Here is a 19170-nt window from a genome sequence, read left to right as displayed (position 1 = left end):
AGAGGATCGAACAACCAGCACATCAGGGGCAATAGTTCCGAAGACTATTCGCAATATTCCCTTTCTGGAGCGGTGTTGTTCGGGGAAGGATGGCGGCATGCCCCCCGTATCGAATGATGTGCGGCCGTTCGCGGCCCTCGACGACACCGACCGCGCGATCCTGACCCAGCTGGCCGGCGACGGGCGGCTGCCGAACAACGCCCTCGCCGAGCGGGTGGGGGTGGCGCCGTCGACCTGCCTGGCACGCACCCGGGCGTTGCGGGACTCCGGGGCGATCCGGGGGTTCCACGCCGAGGTGGATCCGGCGGCGTTGGGCCTGCCGCTGCAGGCGCTGGTCTCGGTACGCCTGACCGAGCACGCGCGGGCGGCGGTGGACGCGTTCCGGGCCCGCTCGGTGCGGTTGCCGGGGGTGGTGTCGGTGTTCCACGTGGCCGGCGCGGAGGACTACGTGCTGCATGTGCGGGCCGCCTCGGCGGAGGCGCTGCGCGACTTCGTGCTGGACCACCTGGCCGTGGATCCGGCGGTGCAGCACACCCAGACCAGCCTGATCTTCGAGCAGGCGCGGGGGTCGGGTTGATCACCCCGCCGGGTCCAGTGGGAACAGATACGGCATCCGACGGGTTGCCCAGCCGTGTGATCGATGTACCGCTGTCTGTCCTCGACCTCGCCCCCGTCGCCGTCGGCGCCTCCGCCGGCGAGGCGCTGCGGCACACCACCGAGCTGGCCCGGCGCACCGACGAGCTGGGCTACCACCGGTTCTGGGTGGCCGAGCACCACAACATGCCGGCCATCGCGTCGTCGGCACCCGCGGTGCTGATCGCGCACCTGGCCGCGCACACCACCGGCATCCGGCTCGGTTCGGGCGGGGTGATGCTGCCCAACCACGCGCCGCTGGTGGTCGCCGAGCAGTTCGGCACCCTGGAGGCGCTGCACCCCGGGCGCATCGACCTGGGTATCGGCCGGGCCCCGGGCACCGACCAGGTCACCGCGCTGGCGCTGCGGCGGACCATGGAGGGGCTGTCGGCCGAGGGATTCCCCCGGGAACTCGACGACCTGATGGGGTACTTCGACGATCGCGCGTCGGGGCGGATCACCGCCACCCCGGGGCGCGGGCAGCGGCCGGCGGTGTGGCTGCTGGGTTCCAGCGGGTTCAGCGCCCAGCTGGCCGGCGCGTTGGGTCTGCCGTTCTCGTTCGCGCACCACTTCAGCGCGCAGAACACGCTGCCGGCACTGACGCTGTACCGGCAGAGCTTCCGCCCGTCGCGCTGGCTGGACCGGCCGTACGCGATGGTGGCGGTGAACGCGGTCTGCGCGGAGACCGACGAGCGCGCCGAGTGGCTGGCCGGGCCGGCCGGGCTGTCGTTCCTGCGGCTGCGGTCCGGGCGGCCCGAACCGCTCGCCACACCCGAGGAGGCGGCGGCGTACCCGTACCAGGACATCGAGCGGGAGTTCCTGGCGCAACGCCGGCAGGGCCAGGCCACCGGCTCCCCGGAGACGGTACGCCGGCAGCTGGGTGAGCTGCTGGCCAGCACCGGCGCGGACGAGCTGATGCTCACCACGATGGTGTACGACATCGCCGACCGGGTGCGTTCGTTCGAGCTGGTCGCCACCGAGGTCGCCGGCGGCCTGCGCCGCTGACCTATCGGGGCCTCGCGCGCTGATCTGCTCGCGCCCGGCGCGCTGATCTGCCGGGGGCACGGGCATGGTGGGCCAGGTCACAGCGTTACGGGTCCGCGAAACACGATCTTCACGGCAGCGTCACCCTCGCGACGCGGAGGCCGCCTAACTTTATTACCGGTGGTGGTACGGCACTCCCCGGTCGGGACGGGTCGGGGGTGCCGCGGTGTGGGGCACCGGGTCGTAGTTGTGCGGATTCCGCGATTGCGGCCCGGTGCCTGTCCCCTTTCTTCTACCGCTTCCTCATCCCCGCGTCAACGCAGGTGGATGCCCGGGATGGTCGCGGGCCTTGCGTCCGGACCGACTTTCTTGATCGACTCGCGGGGTGGCAGCGCACATGACACCCGACGAGTTCCGCCAGGCCGGATACGCGGTGGTCGACTGGATCGCCGACTACTGGGCGACGCTCGACCAGCGTCCGGTGACCTCCCACGACCCGCCCGGCACGGTCGCCGCCGGCCTCCCCGCCGGACCACCGGCGCACGGCGAGCCGGTCGAGGCGGTGCTCGCCGACCTGGACTCGCTGATCGCACCCCGACTCACGCACTGGCAGCACCCCGGCTTCTTCGGCTACTTCCCGGCCAACACCTCCGGGCCAAGCGTGCTGGGCGACCTGGTCAGCGCCGGGCTGGGCGTGCAGGGCATGCTCTGGGCCACCGGCCCGGCCTGCACCGAGCTGGAGACGGTGCTGCTCGACTGGCTGGCCGAACTGCTGGACCTGCCGGCCCGGTTCCGGTCGACCGGCTCCGGCGGCGGGGTGATCCAGGACTCGGCCTCCTCGGCCACCCTGGTGGCCACCCTGATCGCCGTGCACCGGGCCGCCGCCGGCCGGTGGCGCGAGGTCGGCGTCGACCGCCGCTACCGGGTGTACGCCTCCACCGAGGCGCACTCGTCAGTCGAGAAGGCCGCCCGGATCGCCGGGCTGGGCGCCGACGGGGTACGCCTGATCGAGGTGGACCCGGTGAGCCGGGCCATGTCGCCGACGGCGCTGCGCGCGGCGATCGAGGCGGACCGGGCCGCCGGGGTGGTGCCGGCCCTGGTGGTGGCGACCGTGGGCACCACCTCCACCACCGCCGTGGACCCGTTGCCGCAGATCGGGCCGATCTGCGCCGAACAGGGCGTCTTCCTGCACGTCGACGCCGCGTACGCGGGCGCCGCGGCGGTCTGTCCGGAGCTGCGGTCCGGCCACGACGGCCTGGAGTACGCCGACTCGTACTGCTTCGATCCGCACAAGTGGCTGCTCACCGGGTTCGACTGTGACGCGTTCTGGGTGGCCGACGCCGGGGAACTGGTCGAGGCGCTGAGCGTGCTGCCCGAGTACCTGCGCAACGCGGCCACCGAGTCCGGCGCGGTGATCGACTACCGGGACTGGCAGGTGCCGCTGGGCCGGCGGTTCCGAGCTCTCAAACTGTGGTTCGTGCTGCGCTGGTACGGCGTCGAGGGCCTGCGCGAACACATCCGCCATGGGGTGACACTCGCCGCCCGCTTCGCCGACCGGATACGCGCCGACGATCGCTTCGAGCTGGTCGCTCCGCACCCGTACGCCCTGGTCTGTTTCCGGCTGCGCGGCCCGGACGGGCCGAACGCGCAGCTACTGGCAGCGGTGAACGCCTCCGGGCGGGTGTACCTGACCCACACCCGGGTCGCCGGCCGCCACACGTTGCGCCTCGCCGTCGGCTCCCCGCAGACCGCGCAGGCGCACGTCGACGAGGCATGGGAGCTGATCTCCCGCGCGGCGGCCGACCTGGCACCGGGCGACTGACCCCGGTCCGGGCCGGGCACCGACGCTCGCCCGTCACGGGCCCGTGATTGGTCAGCGACCCGTGGCAGGTCAACGCCCGTGGCAGGCCAACGGCTCGTGGCGGGTCGCGGGCCCATGGCGGGTCACGGGCCCTGGGCGGGTCAGCGGTCCACGCCGGAGAGGGCACGACCGGCACCGGCCGGTTCCGCTGCGACGCGCTCCGGCGCCTCGGCGGTGTGAGCCCGGCTGATGCCCTCGCCAGCCGGCTGTGCGTGCGCGTCGCCGGAGGCCGGTTCTGCGGACGCCTCGCCGCGTACCGGCGACGCGGACGCCTTGGCGGGGACAGGCAGCGCGGACGTCTCGGCGGGGACAGGGAGCGCGGACGCCTTGGCGGCGGCCTCGCCGAGCGCGCGCTGGCGACGGGTGCGCCGCAGCACCCGGATCGCCAGGGTCAGCGCCGCGACCCAGCCCAGGGCCAGCAGCAGGTAGACGACCACCGGCAGGGCGCCGCCCAGGTCTGCGGTGCGCATCAGGACGCGGGCGTTGGTCAGCACGATCACGCCGCCGACCGCCGCGCCGAGCAACTGGGCCGGGACGATGCGCACCAGCCACGCCGCGATCGGTGCGGCGATCAGGCCGCCGGCGAGCAGGGCGAGCACGATCGGCAGCAGGAAACCCTCGGTGCCCAGGCCGATCAGGAAGCCGAGGCTGGCGGCGGCAGCCACGACGAACTCGGAGGTGTCCACCGAGCCGATCACCTTGCGAGGCTCCATCCGCCCGCTGACCAGCAGGGCCGGCGTCGCCACCGGCCCCCAGCCCCCGCCGCCGGTGGCGTCGACGAAGCCGGCGACCAGGCCGAGCGGGCCGAGGAAACGCCCGCGTAGCCGGCCGGCGGCCGGGTTGCGCCGCAGCGGCCGGGAGAACCTGACGAGAAGGTACGCGCCGAGGGTGAACAGGATCGCGGCCATCCACGGGGCGGCCGATTCGGTGGAGAGTGCGCTGAGGAAGGTGGCACCGGCGAAGGCGCCGACCGCACCGGGCAGCGCGATGCGGCGTACCACCCGCCAGTCGACGTTGCCGAACCGCCAGTGTGCCGTGCCGGCGGCGAGGGTGGTGCCGATCTCGGCCAGGTGCACCGAGGCCGACGCCGCTGCCGGGGCGACCCCGACCAGGAGCAGCAGGGTCGAGGAGGTCAGGCCATAGGCCATGCCGAGCGCCCCGTCGACCAGCTGCGCGGCGAGTCCCACCAGCGCGATGACGAGCAGCTTGCGCACGGACGCCTCCCGACTTTTTGGCATCTCCTATCGACTTGGTCGACAATGCGGCACCCATGCCCTCCGGTCAACCCCCCGACCGCCCACTGAGACGAATAACCCCAGAGCGACCCTCTCCCGCCCCCCCACCTCCCTCTCCCGCCCCCCACCTCCCGCGCCCGGCGCCCTCCGGACAGACAGCCGGGCCCCCTCCGGGCAGGCAGCCCGGCGTCCTCCGGGCAGGCAGCAACTTCCCTGTTGTTGCTGCCTCAGGCCCCCGACGAGACAGCAACAACAGGGAAGTTGTGCACAGCGGCGGGCAAAGGGCCGCCGGGCGGAGCCGGGGCGGGCGGAGCCGGGGCGGGCGGAGCCGGGGCGGGCGGAGCCGGGGCGGGCGGAGCCCGGGGGGCGGCGGGCCGGGGCGGGGGCGGCGAGCGGGAGGGCCTCGCTGGGGAGCTGCGGTGGGGAGGGGTGAGCGGGGGTCAGGTCCAGGCGCGGGGGTCGGCCACCAGCTTGGTGACCGGCTCGGGCAGGGTTCCCTGCGCCACGTCGGCGACGGTGACCAGTTCGAGGATCTGCCGTTCACTGGCGCGCAGGGCGATCCAGACATCCTGCAACGCCCGGGCAGCGCCGTGGTAGCCGAGGTTCTCCGGCCGCTGGCCCCGGATGTGGGCCAGCGGCCCGTCGATCACCCGGATCACATCGGCCAGCGAGATCTCCTCGGCCGGACGGGCCAGCCAGTAGCCGCCCTCGGGACCTCGCTGGGCCTGTACGACGCCACCGCGACGCAGCTGCAGCAGGATGCTCTCCAGGAACTTCGGCGGGATCTGCTGGGCACGAGCGATCTGGTCAGCGGTCACCGGACGACCACGCCCAGCCCCGGTCACCGAGGCCAGCTCGGCGACCGCTCGAAGGGCATAGTCCACCCGGGCGGAGAGACGCATGCCGGACAGGTTAGCCGGCCCGCACCTGGCGGCTCACCGGCGGCCCACCGGACCACCCCCGCCGACCCACGCCACACACCCACCCGGCCATACACCCGCCTGGGCTACACCGACCGCTGCCACATCTACCCGAGCCACACCGACCTGGGCGACAATACCGACCCGCGCCACACCGACCCGAGCGACAACACCTACCGAGCCACACCGACTTGGGCGACAACACCCACCCGCGCCACACACCGACCCGAGCGACAACACCGACCCGAGCGACAACCACACCGGCCTGGGCCACACCGCCGGCCAGCGTTACGCGCCGACGCGGCGCAGCAGGCCCTCCTGCACGGCACTGGCGATCTGCCGGCCGTCGACGGTGAACATGCGGCCGGTGGCCAGCCCCCGTGCGCCGGAGGCGGACGGGCTCCAGCAGTCGTAGAGGAACCATTCGTCGGCGCGGAACTGCCGGTGGAACCAGAGTGCGTGATCCAGGCTCGCCCCGACCACCCCGCCCGGCCCCCACACCTCGCCGTGCACCGAGAGCACCGAGTCAAGCAGGGTCAGGTCGGAGGCGTAGGTCAGGGCGCAGGCGTGCAGCAGCGGGTCGTCGGGGAGCTTGCCGTCGATCCGCATCCACACCCGCTGGTGCGGGTCGGCCGGCCGGTCACCGGGGCGTACCCAGCCGGGCTCGCCGACGTAGCGTACGTCGATCGGCCGGGGGATCTTTCCCCAGATGCCCAGCCGCTCCGGATACCGGGAGAGCCGGTCGGTCATCGTCGGGACCGCCTCCGGCCCGGGTATGTCCGGCGGGAGGGGGGCGTGGTGGTCCAGCCCTTCCTCCGGCCGCTGGAACGAGGCCGACATGAAGAAGATCGTCTTGCCGTGTTGGAGCGCGACTGAGCGGCGCACCGAGAAGGAGCGGCCGTCGCGGATGTTCTCCACCTCGTACTCGATCGGCGCCGCCGGGTCTCCGGCCCGCACGAAGTAGCCGTGCAACGAGTGGACCACCCGCTCCGGGTCGACGGTGCGGCCGGCGGCGACCAGGGCCTGGCCGGCGACCTGCCCGCCGTAGACCCGCTGCGGGCCGACCGGCGGGCTCATCCCCCGAAACGACATGGCGCCGGTCGGCGCGAGGTCGAGGACCTCCAGCAGCTGGTCGACGGCGGCCTGGCCGACGAGTGAGGCGTCGGTCACTGCAGGGCCCGCGCCGACGCGGCGTCGACCAGCGACCCGAGCTGGTGCACCCGCAGGGTGTTGGTGGAGCCGGGGGTACCGGGCGGGCTGCCCGCCACGATCACCACGTAGTCGCCGGGGTTGCCCCGGTTCAGCCCGAGCAACGCCTGGTCGACCTGGCGGAACATGTCGTCGGTGTGCTCCACGAACGGCATCAGGAAGGTCTCCACGCCCCAGGAGAGGGAGAGCTGCTGGCGCACCTCGGGCACCGGCGTGAAGGCCAGCAGGGGCAGCTCGCAGTGCAGCCGGCTCAGCCGGCGCACGGTGTCGCCGGTCTGCGAGAACGCCACCAGCGCCTTGGCCCCGATGGCCCGGGCGATCGAGGAGGCGGCCACGGTGAGCGCGCCGCCGTGCGTACGGGGGTCGTGCTGGAGGCGGGGAACCGCGATCGACCCGGACTCGGTGGTGCTGACGATCTTGGACATGGTGCTGACGGTAAGCACCGGATACTTGCCGACGCTGGTCTCACCGGAGAGCATCACCGCGTCGGCGCCGTCGAGCACCGCGTTGGCCACGTCGGAGGCCTCGGCGCGGGTCGGCCGCGAGTTCTCGATCATGGAGTCGAGCATCTGGGTGGCCACGATGACCGGCTTGGCGTTCTCCCGGCACAGCTGCACCGCGCGCTTCTGCACCAGCGGCACCTCGTCCAGCGGCAACTCCACGCCGAGGTCCCCGCGGGCGACCATGACGCCGTCGAAGGCCAGCACGATCGCCTCGAGATGGTCGACCGCCTCCGGCTTCTCGACCTTGGCCAGCACCGGCCGGTGCACCCCGACCTCGCTCATGATCGCGTGGCACAGCTTGATGTCGTCGGCGGAGCGGACAAAGGAGAGCGCGACCAGGTCGACGCCGAGGCCGAGAGCGAAGCGCAGGTCGGCGGCGTCCTTCTCCGACAGGGCGGGCACGCTGACCGCCACGTTGGGCAGCGAGACGCCCTTGTTGTTGCTGACCGGGCCGCCCTCGGTGACCAGGACGCGGATGTCGTTACCGGTGACGTCGGTGACCTCGACGGCGACCCGGCCGTCGTCGATCAGCAGCCGGTCGCCGGGCTTGACCTCCTGCGGGAGCTTGCGGTACGTGCAGGAGACGCGATCCTTGCTGCCCAGCGCATCGTCGCCGGTGATCACCACGGAGTCGCCGGTGCGCCACTCGTGCGGCCCGTCGGCGAACCGGCCCAGCCGGATCTTCGGCCCCTGCAGGTCGGCCAGGATCGCCACCGGCTGGCCTGCCGCCTCGGCCGCCTCCCGGACGAGCCGGTAGACCGCCTCGTGGTCGGCGTGGCTGCCGTGGCTGAAGTTGAGCCTCGCCACGTTCATGCCGGCCTCGACGAGCCCACGGATGCGCTCGGGCGATGAGGTGGCGGGGCCAAGAGTGCAGACGATCTTCGCGCGGCGTGTCACGCCCATCAGGCTAGTTCTCCTCCAGGTCGGTCCGTGAGCCGACCCCTTGCGCAATGCGGAACAGTTGTCCAACGGTGCGCGCGGCTTCACGCGCGCAGTCGGCGGGCGTATGCCGCTCCGGACGTCGATGGCGGGCAACGGCGACCGCGCGCCGGAATGGTACGCCCCCGGCGCCAACGGGTGCCGAGGCGCTCCGCGCGATTGTCGGAAAGTAGCCAGTCGACCACGCGAGGTGGAGCGCCCTCTGGTCGACTCAGCTCTCCGTCTTGGCCAGCGGAAACTCCAGCGAGCCGGCCGGGCAGAGGAAGGTCATCACGTCCACCCGGTAGAGCCCGGCCTGCACCGCCGGGTCGGCCTCCATCACGCTGCGGACATCGTCCACCGAACCCGTCCTGGCCAGGCCGAACCCGAGCGGCGGGTCCGGCTCCCGGGCGTGGCCGTCCACCGCCCCGGCGACCAGGATGATCCCCCGCTCCTGCAACGCCTGCATGTGCCCGGCGTGCTCGGCCTGCAACCGCTGGATGGTCTCGGCGGGCAGCGCCCGCCCGGCCGCGCCGGGATACAGCACGATGCACTCGTACGTGTCGAGCGCGAAGTCGACGTGCGGCTCTGCTGACATGACTTCCCTTTCCGCGGCCCGCCGACGTGGGGCGGTGAACACACGCGGCGGCACCGTCCACCCTCCCACGGCCCACCCGCCCACACCCCCCGCTCCCCCAATCCCCCCACCCCCACCCCACCCCACTTGCCAGGTTGATCATGAGGTTAGCGGCGATGTTGATCTCTAAAAGTGCCGCTAACCTCATGATCAACAGGCCCGGGAGTCGGGGTGGGGGCCCGGGGGTGGGGGTTGGGGTGTCAGAGGGCGAGGCAGTCGGGGCGGATGGCGGCGTCGCGCAGGGCCTGGCGGATCACGGTGTACGTGGTGCCGTCGAGGACCAGGCCGAGGTGGCCGACGACGCGCAGCGGGCAACTGGACTGGATCAACACGTTGGTCGCCCCGTCGGCCAGCGTGGCGTTGTCGACCGGCCGGACCAGTTCGTCCTGCCAGGTGCGTACCGTGGTCCATCGCACCGGGCCCGGGGTGTCGTCGCCCGCGTTGAGCGCCGTGAGGAACGACGAACCGATCGTCATCTGCTGGCAGGCCACGACCCCGGCGCAGCTGCCCAGGCCGAGGAACGCCACGATGTTGGCGACGTACGTGCCGTACTGCGGGGTGCCCAGGCTGATGTAGCGCCCGACGGCGTCGCCGCCGCCGAGGTTCTTGATGTAGTAGCGACTGACCAGGCCGCCCTCCGAGTGGGCGACCAGGTCGACCTTGGCCCCGCCGGCGGCGGAACGAACCTGCCCGACGAAGCCGCGCAGCCCGCTGGCGGAGGCCGCGATGTCGCCGAGCCCGAGGTTCGGCAACTCGTACACCCAGACCCGGTATCCGTCGGCGCGCAGCCGGGCGGCGAGTGGCCCGTACACCGCGGCGAAGCCACTGAGCCCGCCGACGACGATGACCGGGTTGGCGTCGGCCAGGGCCCGCAGGCCGCTGTCGACGGTGGCCGTGCTGGTTCTTCCGGTGGCGCCGTCGGCGCCGGTGGTGGTGGTGTTGGTGGTGGTGATGGCCGGGGCCGGCGCGGCCGCGGCGGTTGCCGGGGCCGCCAGGACGGCGGCGATCGTGAGGGCGAGGACGGGGACAGCCTTTCGGAGCAGCATCGCTGCACCTCCCAAGGGGATCCCGGGGTTGCCGGGTGGAGGCGGTGGGATGTCCGATCGACCGTGCATCGATGATGCAGGTAACAATCCTGAAACGTCAATGAAAAGTTACGCGCGGGTAGCGCCTGCCCCACCAGGCATCCCGTGAACGGCCCCGATCTCACCGTCCACAGACGACGGACGCCGCACGCACCCGGCGAGGTGCGTGCGGCGTCGAGGTCCGCGTGGGTCAGCCGGCCGGCGTCGCCTCCGGCTCCGGCTCGGGCTCGGGCCGGGCGGGACCGTTCTTGACGTACGTCGGGTGCAGCTGCACCGGCTGCGCCTCCTGCTGGCGGCGCTGCCGCGCCCGGACCCGCAGGTTGAGGAACTCCACGAAGATCGAGAAGGCGATCGGCCCGTACACGTAGCCCTTCGGGATGTGCTGGTCGAAGCTCTCGGCGATCAGGCTCGCGCCGATGATCAGCAGGAACGACAGGGCCAGCATCTTGACCGTCGGATGGTCGTTGACGAACCTGCTGACCGCGCCGGCGGAGACCAGCATGATGATCATCGCGATGACCACGGCGGCCACCATGATGGCGAGTTCGTCGACCATCCCGACCGCGGTGATCACCGAGTCGAGCGAGAAGACCACGTCCAGCACCAGGATCTGCGCGATGACGTTACCGAACGAGGCGACCTTCTTGCTCGACCGACCGTGGTCGGAGCCCTCCAGATGCTCGTGGATCTCATATGTCGCCTTGCCCACCAGGAAGATCCCGCCGAGCAACAGGATCAGATCCCGCCCGGATATCTCCTGCCCGGCCACGGTGAACAGCGGCGCGGTCAGACCGATGATCCAGGACAACGACGCCAGCAGCAGCAGACGGGTGATCAGGGCGAGCGAGATGCCGATCGTCCGGGCCCGGGCCTGCTGATGCTCAGGCAGTCGGCCGGACAGGATCGAGATGAACACGACGTTGTCGATGCCCAGCACGATCTCCAGCAGGAGCAGGGTCGCGAAGGCGATCCACAGCTCGGGACTGGTCAGGAACTCCATTGGATCCTCGACTCTCACGACCGGCCGCCGGGTCGGCACCCGGACCATCGGCTGATCTACACACGATGGCGTACCGCCCCGGCCGCCCCGCCGCAACCCCGCCTCTGGGATCGGACGCGAGTTGCGGCGTGTCGGGCTATCCCGCCTCCCGCACCGCGAGGGCGACCGACACGAGCGCTTCGGCGTCGAGGTATTCCGGATCGACCAACACACTCACGGCGACGCCCGGGGCCGCCAGCCAGAAGGCATGCTCCGCACTCCGCAGCCCGGTGGTGGCGCCGTGCACGAACTCGGACAACGTCCATGTTTCGATGTCGTGCTCGTGGTAGTCGGCGAGAAAGGTGCGCAGCGCGTCGAGATCCGTCAGGCGCTCACTGCGCAGCACATGAACCCGCAGGTCGGCCCGGTAACCGTCGTCGGTCTGCCGCTCCCACACCCGCGAGGAAAAGTGGACATCCTCCCACTCGCTGGCGAAGTCCGACACCTCCTCGCCCACCTCGGCGGGCACATACCCGACGTGGAATCCGTCCAGCACACCGCCATCGCGGCTCACCTCACTCATCCCGCCGCCTCAATCGCCGCTTCCACCACCCGTGCTCAGTTTCCCAGCGCACGTACCCTGGTGATCGTCTCTTGGACCTGCTGCTTGGCCGGCTCATTGCCCTGGGCCGCCTGCGCCAGCGCCTGCCGATAGGAATCGATCATTCCGATCAACGGGCCGGCGGCGACGCCCTGCAAGGCACCCGCGACGAGCTGGCGCGCCTCGGCGGCGTCCTGGGCGGCCGCCGCCGTCTTCGCCTTCGCCTCGTCCAACTTCTGCGCGGCTGCCGCCAGCCTCGCGAGAATCTCCGCTGCGCTCACACGTCCCTCCCCGGATCACACGCACGAGTGTCCCCACTCCCGCACGAGCAGCGACCCACAGAGGAGAGTACGAGATCCACACACCCACCGCGACCGCCCGATCGTCGGCTGGTCACCACTGCCGCGTCACCTCTCCACCCACGGGTCGTGTTCACCCACGGGTCGTGCCTCACCCGGTCGACGGGGGCGCGAACGCGTCGTGGATGCCAGCGATACGCGCGAAGCGTCCGGCGAGCGCGAACTCGGTCCGCTCGATCACCTCGTCGGTGCCGAGCACTGCACCGGTGTCGGGGCGGACGATGGGGAACGTCGCCGTCGCCTCGGTGACGAAGGTGACCTCGTACCCCAGATCCGCGGCGACACGCGCGGTGGTCTCACAGCACTGCTCGGTCTGGATGCCTGCGATGACGACCTCCGACACCCCCACCGAGGTGAGCTGCTGCCCGAGGTTCGTCGTCGTGAACGCGTTGCGCGACGTCTTCGTCAGCACAGGTTCCCCGCGCTCGACGGCCAGGCCGTCCATGAGGCGGACGAACCCCGACTCGGGGTCGAACACCGAATCACTGCCGGGCTCGGCGTGCAACACCCAGAACACCCGGTGCCCTCCGGCGCGCGCCGCATCGACGAGCGTGGCCGTATCGTCGACGATCGCCGGATTCGACACCTGCGACCACGACGGCCGCTGGCGAAAGGACTCTTGCACATCGATCACGATCAGGGCAGTGGCCATGACGTCACCGTAAGCGCCGCACACCGGGTCGCGTGAGTCAAGATCGGGACACCTTCCGGAACGATCCGGTCAGCCGCGACGAGCACGGAAACCCTGGCTCCAACCGCGCGGCCCAGCCGCGCGCGGTGCCGGTCGTGGACCCTTCCAGGTCGTGCAACTGGCAACTCAGCAGCTTTGGGTGCATCTCTTGTCGCTGGAGCAGCAACAACTGCACCCAAACCCGCGCAACGCCCGGACGACGGCTCAGCGCAACGCCGGGAAGACGGCTCAGCGCAGCGTCCGGAAGAGCAGCAGGTAACCGCAGAAGGCGAGGGGGACGGCCAGGAAGCAGAGCAGGAAACCCAGCACGGCGTGGCGCGGCGGGGTGGCGGCACCGACGGGCGGTCGGCCCCACCGGCCGAGCACCAGCCAGCCCCCGATCAGCGCCGTTGCGGGCAGGCCGGCGAGCATCCAGGCGAGCAGGGTGCCCAACCCGACCACGCCGATGCTCCAGCCGATCGTCAGGACCAGCAACAGCAGCATCGCGATGCCGGCGGCACCGGAGTAGACCGCGACCGCACGGGCCCGTGACGACCAGGCCGGCAGCAGCGCCGGCCGCTGGGCGAGCAGTTCCGCCTGCTGCCCGTGCCGGTCGGCCTCGTCGGCCCAGCGCCGCGCCAGTTCCAGCTCCGCTGCCGGATCGACCTCACCGACCCGCTGGGCCGGCACGCCCGCCGCCGTCGCACTCACCGCCACCGGTAACGCCCGGCCCGTCTCCCCCACACCCGTCTGGGGGTACGCCCCGACGCCCGGCCGCCCCGGCGCGGCGGCTGCGCCGCCGTCCGACCCCGTCCCCGGTCCCGGGCCGCCGCCCGGGTGCCCGGGCAGGACCGGCGGACCGGACACCGGCGACATCCCAGGCGGAGCCGAGGACCCAGGCGGCCCAAGCGGAGCCGGCGGGGCCGACGCCCCAGGCGAAGCCGGCGGGCCGGACACCGGCGGAGCCAAAGAGCCGAGCGGAACCGGCGGGCCGGACACGGGCGGAGCCGGTGGGGCCGACGCCCCGGGCGGAGCCGGGGGGCCGGGTGGCGGGGCGGTGCCGCCCGGTGCGGCGCCGATGGTGCGGCCGAGGTGGTCGAGGCGCTGGCCCTGGGCCTGCAGTCGCCGGTCGAGATAATCCACGGCGGAGCCGAGATCCCGCCGCCGTTCGGCCTCGGCGGCGGCGCCCTGTTCACCGGCGCGCTGCTGGACGGCGAGGTGACGGGCCAGGGCAGCGTACTCGTCGAAGGTGGCCATGCCTCACTCCTGCCCGTCGGAAGAGTGCCCGTCACGGGCGAACGGCACGATCAACCGGACCCGCTGGTCGTGCCGGTCCACCAGCAGCGCCCGGTCCGCCCGGGGCGTGTACGCCAGGTCGTGCACGCCCAGATGCAGCCCGAGATCCGCGCCGGGCACGTTCAGGGCGACCAGGCAGGCCACGTCGTCGCGGTTCTGCGTACCGCCGAGGTCGTCGGTGAGTCGGCGCAGGCCGCGCCACCAGCCGAGCAGGTGCACGCCGTGGCCGGGCCCCTGGCGCAGCAGGATGCGCAGGTCGTCGTGGCCGGAGCGGAACGTGGTGGGGTCGTTCTCGCCGAGCAGGCCCGCGGCGGCGTCCATCCCGAACACCACCAGGTACGCCCGCCCCGGTGGCCCGTCACCCGTCCCGGCGGTGAGGGTGCCGATCCGCTCGCGCAACGCGGCGGCGTCGAGCCGCTCGACGCGGTGCCCGGCGGCGGCCAGCGTCGCGGCGGTGTCATCGGCCGCCGGATCGGCGGCGGCGACCAGCGGGGCGAGCAGGAACGCCGCCTCACCCGGCGCGTGCTGCCGGGCCAGGCTCAGGGTCGCCGCCCGCAGCACCTCCGCACCGGCGGAGGAGGTGCCCACCACGGCCAGGTGCCGACCGGGGGCGGTGTCCATGATGAACAGCGCGGTGGTGCCGTCCACGTCGACCGTCCGGCCCACCAGGGCCAGGGGGCGCCGGCCACCGGGACGCAACCCGGTGAAGGTGACGTCGTCCTCCACCCGGGCGGTGTCGTAGCCCCGGAACACCGACGGTGGGCGGGCGCCCGCCGGACGGGCCTGCCACAGCTCGTGGCGCAGCCGGGTCAGCTCGCCGGCCGCGCCGTGCGCGTCGGGGAACCGGACCACGGTGTTCGCCCCGGCGGCACCGGCGGCCGTGTTGACCACCGCCGAGCCGACCGGCAGCGTCGCCGCGGCGTCGTTGAGCTGGTCGAGCACGCCACCGCCGCCGGGCAGCGCCACCCGCAGGGCGAACTGCCCGAAGACCGCCTCGGCGCGGCCGTAGAGCGCCTCGATCCCCGTCGTGCTCTGGCTGGCCAGCACCAGGTGTACGCCGTACGAGCGGCCCTTGCGGGCCAGCTCCTCCAGCAGGTCCACCGACTCGCGGGCGAGCGGATCGTTGCCGGCGAGCAGCACGTGGAACTCGTCGACCACGGCGACGATCCGGGGCATCGGGGTGTCGGCGGGCAGGTCGGCGAGCTTGGTGACGCCGTGCCGCTTGAGCGCGGTGGCCCGCCGGTGCAGTTCGCGGCGCAGTTCGCGTAGGACGGCGACGCCGTACTCCCGGTCGCTCTCGATGCCGACGGCGCGGGCGTGCGGCAGCCACGACGGGTCGCGGTCGGTGGGGACGAACTCGGTGAAGCTCACCCCCTCCTTGAAGTCGAGGAGGTAGAGCTGCAACTCGGCCGGGGAGTAGCGGGTGGCCAGTCCGTAGAGGACGTCGAGCAGGAAGACGGTCTTGCCGCCGCCGGTGCGCCCGCCGACCAGCCAGTGCGGGGTGGCGTCGTCGAACGCCATGCCGAACGGGTCACGGCCGGCCCGGCCCACCACCGTACGCAGGCCCGCCCGGGCCGAGGTGGCCCACCGCTGCCCCGGCAGCAGGTCGGCGAAGTCGACCGTCTCACCGCGCCGGGCCGATTCGCCCAGATGGGTGGCGAGCGCGGCGACCGAGGCCGGTGGTGGGTCACCGTCGAGAACCACCGGTGCGGCCAGGCCGCTGCCGTCGGCGCTGAACGGCGCGCCGGGCGGGTCACCGACGCGGACGTACCCCTCGGTCGACCGCAGCATGGTGGTGGCGCCCAGCGGCGGGGCCGGCTCACCGGGACCGGCCGGCGGCCACCCGCCGAGCAGCACACAGACCGCGGCGGCCGGTCCGGCGTGGGTGAGCGCGGCGAGCCGGGCCGCGTCCCGGGGGGACGGGACGGACGCGGCGACGACCACCAGCAGTTCCTGGTCCGGCCGGTCGGCCTGGCGGGCGGCGCGGGCGTGCCGTTCGGCGATGTCGAGCAGCGCGGTCACCTCCGCCTCGGTGGTGGCCGGTGCGTCGATGACACCCGCGTCGAGCAGCGGTCGCAGCGGACCGAAGGTCGCGCCGAGGGCGGCGGTGTCCAGCGCGGCGACCCGGACACCACCGGGGGCGGCGGTGGCCAGCAGCCGCAGCACGAGGGCGCGCAGCAGCCCGGCCACCGCCGGGTCACGGGCGTCGCCGTCGATCGCCAGATGGTGCCCGGCGCCCAGCGGGAGCAGGACCGGGAACCGGCCGCCGGCGGTGACCGCCTCACCGACCCGGACCGGGACGGGCTGACGGGCCAGTGGCGTGCCCGGGGTCGGGGTGGCCAGCGCGGTGCCGACCCGGGCCAGCCGGGCCAGCAGGTCGGCGTCGACCACCGGGGCGGGCGGCGCGGCGATGCCCAGCGCGGCACGGGCGGATTCGAGGTGGGCGCGGGCGGCCCGGTGGGCGGCGACCGCCTGCCCGTACGCCGACGCGAGCCTGCCCAACCTCTGCCCCTCCGCCGCCGGCCGCCTGGTCCGCTGAAACCCTAACGGACGGCGGCGGGGAGCACACGGTCACGAGCCGGACGTGTCGCAGGCGGGTTCGGCCGGCTGGTCGGCGTTGCCACAGTGGAACACCTCCACCGCCTCGGTGGCCACGTCGGACACCCGCTCGACCCGCATCAGGGAGATCCGCTTGTGCACCGGCTCGCCCGAGTCCGGGACGTACCGGATCAGCCCGGCGACGCCGGGGTAGCCGTTGCCCGCGTTCTGCCGCAGCACCTCGGCGTGCACGGCCATCGGGTTGATCGTCGTGGGCTCCCAGGGGCGTCGCGGGCCGGCGTGGTGCAGTCGGGTCGCCAGGCCCTCCACCGCGCGCACCATCATCATCGAGGCGTCGTAGGCGAGGCTGACCCGCTCGCCGACCGGATGCGGGTCATCCGGTCGGCAGCGCGGCGGGTCGAGCAGGTCGCCGGCCTGCACGAGTCTCAGGAAGCTGGCGCGGGCGTCGTCGCGGCGCTGTTCGGCGGCGCGCAACGCGGCGCAGGTGGCCAGGGCGGCCTTGGAGACGTAGGTGACCGGGATGTTGCCGGGGGCGGCGGCGCGCAGGCTCGGGTTGGCCATGTAGCGGTTGACCGAGTCGTCGGCGACCAGGTGCCGGGGCGGATTGTCCCCGCAGTCGCGCAGCGAGCGGATGAACCCGTTGAACTCCGACCAGCGGCCGGCGTAGAAGAGCATCCCGCCGAAGCCGCACTCGGCGGTCATCCGGGTGCTGGTACGCCACTCCTCCCGGCGGGTGATCCGGGTGCCGAACAGCTGCCGCAACCCCTCGTCGAGGGTCTTGACGTAGAGGTCGTCGTCGAGGGAGCTGTTCTCGCCGGTGGTGTAGTAGACATGCACCTCGTCCACCTTGAGCACCTGCCGGGCGTACGCCTCGACCATCCGCGCCTGGTCGGCGTTGGGCGCGGAGACCTGGAGGTAGAGCCGGGAGTTGGTGTCGATCCGGTCGGCGGACAGGGTCGGGGCGAGCACCGGCAGCCCGGCCTGGTTGAGATGGCGCAGGGCATTCGCCGTGTTCGTGCGGCTCTCCACCATGCCCACCACGCCGAGCACCGTCGGGTCCTTCCGCGCCAGGTCGGCGAGCATCGCCACGGCCGACTCGGCGTGCCGCATCTGCCGGCCGCCGTTGGCCACCACGATCCGCAGCAACGCCGCGTCATCCGCCCCGGCCGACTCCAGCAACAGGGCGCGCTGGGCGGTCGCCATGCCCTCCAGTTCCTCGCGCTCGGAGACGTACGACTCCTCGTCGGCACGGGTCCGGTTGCCGGTCAGCGTGCCCAGGTAGACCAGGGTGAGGTACGGCTTGCGCCGCTCGCTGTCCGCCCACACCTGCTCGGCGTACCGGTTCTGCGCGAAGATCCGTCGCTGGACCGCCCGCAGCCGCTCCTGGCCACGGTCGTCGTTGAACACCTGGGCGGCGCTGTCGCTGTAGCCGACGCACTCCCCCTCGATCACGCGTACCGCCACCCGGTCGGTGAGCGACGGGCGGCAGTCGGGCGCCCAGCGGGTGCCCGCCCACAGACCACCGGCGGCGACCAGCACCAGGCAGAGCCCCGCGGGCAGGAAGCGCCGCGACCACCAGGGTGGCTCCGGTGCGGCGAAGGCGCGGACCCCGCCGCGCGGCGGCGGGCCGGTCTCGGTGGGGTCCGGGCGGAGCACCATCAGCCAGGCGGCGGGCCGGCGCAGCCGCCGCATCTCCGGCAGCGCCTCCGACCACTCGGTGAACGCCTCGTCGGCGTCGGTCAGCGGGTGCGGCTCGGGCAACTCGGGCGGCGGCTGGTCGGCGGCCGCGACGACCAGCAGCGGGTCGTTGCGGCCGGTCTCGTTGCGCACGTCGTTGAGCAGCCGGACCAGCGTGTGGCCGACTGTGCCGGGTTCGACGTGGTCGAGCAGCAGCATCGGGTACGCGGTCCGCCGCCAGTCCGCCGGCCGCCACAGCCGACGCCGGTACGCCTGCCGCAGGTCCTCCAGGAAGGCGTGCAGCAGCAGCTTGTTGACCTGGTCGGGTTGCTCGCCGTCGCGCCACCCGGCGGTGAGCCGTTCGGCGAAGCCGAGGAAGGTGACCGACTGCCGGGGGGCGAGATACTGCTGGCGCATGAACCAGCGGTACTGCCGGCCGACGACCGGCACCCGCCCGGAGACCGCCATCCGGAACACCGCACCGGGCACCACCCGGCGGACCAGCCAGAGCAGCACCTGGGTGACGAGGCTGACCGCGTCCGAGCCGGTGGGTACCTCCTCCCCGGCGGCACCCTGGCCGCGACGGTCGCGTAGGCGGCCGACCAGGGTGGCGCGGCTGTCGTCGGCGTCGACGCCGAAGCTGAGGCTCTGGTGCATCAGCCAGTCGGCGAGCGGGTAGTGCCGGAAGCGCAGCCGGGCCATCCCGAACGCCTCCAGGGACAGTTGCCGGTGCAGGTCCCGCAACACCATCGGGATGTCGACGCCGGACGCCTGCCCGGCGACGTCCAGCACGGCGTGGGGCACCCGCCGCCGGGGGCCCTGGCCGAGGAAGCGCCGCAGCATCACCATCGGGTCGATGGTCCCGGTGGTGCGGACCAGCCAGAGCACCGGCAGCCGATGGTCGCCCCGACGCGGCCGCCGCAGCAGCCGGGCGAGCAGGCCGAGGAACTCGACTCCCCCGGCGGGCAGCCGCTCCCGGACGGCCTGGACCGATGACTGACCGGTCGCCTCGCGCATGACCACCCCCGGGGACGATGACGGGAC

At 72.9% G+C, this 19170-nt stretch carries 16 protein-coding genes; 3 read left to right on the top strand and 13 right to left on the bottom strand.

Annotation, left to right across the window (positions count from 1 at the left end; all coding sequences use genetic code 11):
- The first annotated feature begins 97 nt into the window (after nt 1-97).
- The 3 genes from O7615_RS22505 (at nt 98) to O7615_RS22495 (ending at nt 3439) form a co-directional block, all read left to right on the top strand.
- On the top strand, nt 98-577 hold the full coding sequence (locus O7615_RS22505) for an Lrp/AsnC family transcriptional regulator (protein WP_278179778.1): 480 nt from the start codon (nt 98-100) through the stop codon (nt 575-577).
- Nucleotides 578-633: 56 nt separating this feature from the next.
- A complete protein-coding gene (locus O7615_RS22500) occupies nt 634-1638 on the top strand; it encodes an LLM class flavin-dependent oxidoreductase (RefSeq protein WP_278179777.1) in 1005 nt (334 codons plus the stop codon).
- Nucleotides 1639-2014: 376 nt separating this feature from the next.
- Nucleotides 2015-3439 (top strand): pyridoxal-dependent decarboxylase, encoded by a 1425-nt coding sequence (locus O7615_RS22495; protein ID WP_278179776.1) that lies wholly within the window; start codon nt 2015-2017, stop codon nt 3437-3439.
- A 140-nt stretch (nt 3440-3579) separates the two neighbouring features.
- On the opposite strand, the gene O7615_RS22490 is transcribed toward O7615_RS22495, so the two are convergent.
- The 13 genes from O7615_RS22490 to O7615_RS22430 form a co-directional block, all read right to left on the bottom strand.
- A complete protein-coding gene (locus tag O7615_RS22490) occupies nt 3580-4692 on the bottom strand; it encodes a TSUP family transporter (RefSeq protein ID WP_278179775.1) in 1113 nt (370 codons plus the stop codon).
- Between the two features lie 461 nt (nt 4693-5153).
- On the bottom strand, nt 5154-5615 hold the full coding sequence (locus O7615_RS22485; protein ID WP_278179774.1) for an Rrf2 family transcriptional regulator: 462 nt from the start codon (nt 5613-5615) through the stop codon (nt 5154-5156).
- Nucleotides 5616-5921: 306 nt separating this feature from the next.
- Entirely contained in the window at nt 5922-6803 is an 882-nt protein-coding gene (locus tag O7615_RS22480) for an acyl-CoA thioesterase II (RefSeq protein WP_278179773.1), read from the bottom strand.
- Entirely contained in the window at nt 6800-8248 is a 1449-nt protein-coding gene (gene pyk / locus O7615_RS22475; RefSeq protein WP_278179772.1) for a pyruvate kinase, read from the bottom strand. The genes O7615_RS22480 and pyk overlap by 4 nt, the downstream gene beginning before the upstream one ends.
- Before the next feature lie 247 nt (nt 8249-8495).
- Entirely contained in the window at nt 8496-8861 is a 366-nt protein-coding gene (locus O7615_RS22470; RefSeq protein WP_278179771.1) for a YciI family protein, read from the bottom strand.
- Between the two features lie 239 nt (nt 8862-9100).
- Nucleotides 9101-9946, bottom strand: coding sequence for an alpha/beta fold hydrolase (locus tag O7615_RS22465; protein WP_278179770.1), 846 nt, complete (start codon nt 9944-9946; stop codon nt 9101-9103).
- Nucleotides 9947-10175: 229 nt separating this feature from the next.
- Nucleotides 10176-10985, bottom strand: a complete 810-nt coding sequence (locus O7615_RS22460) for a TerC family protein (protein ID WP_278179769.1) — start codon at nt 10983-10985, stop codon at nt 10176-10178.
- Between the two features lie 136 nt (nt 10986-11121).
- A complete protein-coding gene (locus O7615_RS22455; RefSeq protein ID WP_278179768.1) occupies nt 11122-11547 on the bottom strand; it encodes a hypothetical protein in 426 nt (141 codons plus the stop codon).
- Nucleotides 11548-11582: 35 nt separating this feature from the next.
- Nucleotides 11583-11846, bottom strand: coding sequence for a DUF6244 family protein (locus tag O7615_RS22450; RefSeq protein WP_278179767.1), 264 nt, complete (start codon nt 11844-11846; stop codon nt 11583-11585).
- Between the two features lie 169 nt (nt 11847-12015).
- Complete coding sequence (locus O7615_RS22445) at nt 12016-12576, bottom strand: isochorismatase family protein (RefSeq protein WP_278179766.1); 561 nt, start codon at nt 12574-12576, stop codon at nt 12016-12018.
- Between the two features lie 267 nt (nt 12577-12843).
- On the bottom strand, nt 12844-13851 hold the full coding sequence (locus O7615_RS22440) for a hypothetical protein (protein ID WP_278179765.1): 1008 nt from the start codon (nt 13849-13851) through the stop codon (nt 12844-12846).
- Nucleotides 13852-13854: 3 nt separating this feature from the next.
- Nucleotides 13855-16392: an FtsK/SpoIIIE domain-containing protein gene (locus O7615_RS22435; protein ID WP_278179764.1), complete on the bottom strand. Its 2538-nt coding sequence runs from the start codon at nt 16390-16392 to the stop codon at nt 13855-13857.
- A gap of 69 nt (nt 16393-16461) precedes the next feature.
- Nucleotides 16462-19143: a hypothetical protein gene (locus tag O7615_RS22430; protein WP_278179763.1), complete on the bottom strand. Its 2682-nt coding sequence runs from the start codon at nt 19141-19143 to the stop codon at nt 16462-16464.
- Between the last annotated feature and the right edge of the window lie 27 nt (nt 19144-19170).

This window comes from Micromonospora sp. WMMD1082 (genome assembly GCF_029626175.1).
In the GTDB taxonomy this organism is placed as follows: domain Bacteria; phylum Actinomycetota; class Actinomycetes; order Mycobacteriales; family Micromonosporaceae; genus Micromonospora.
This window is presented reverse-complemented; position numbering and strand designations above follow the sequence as displayed.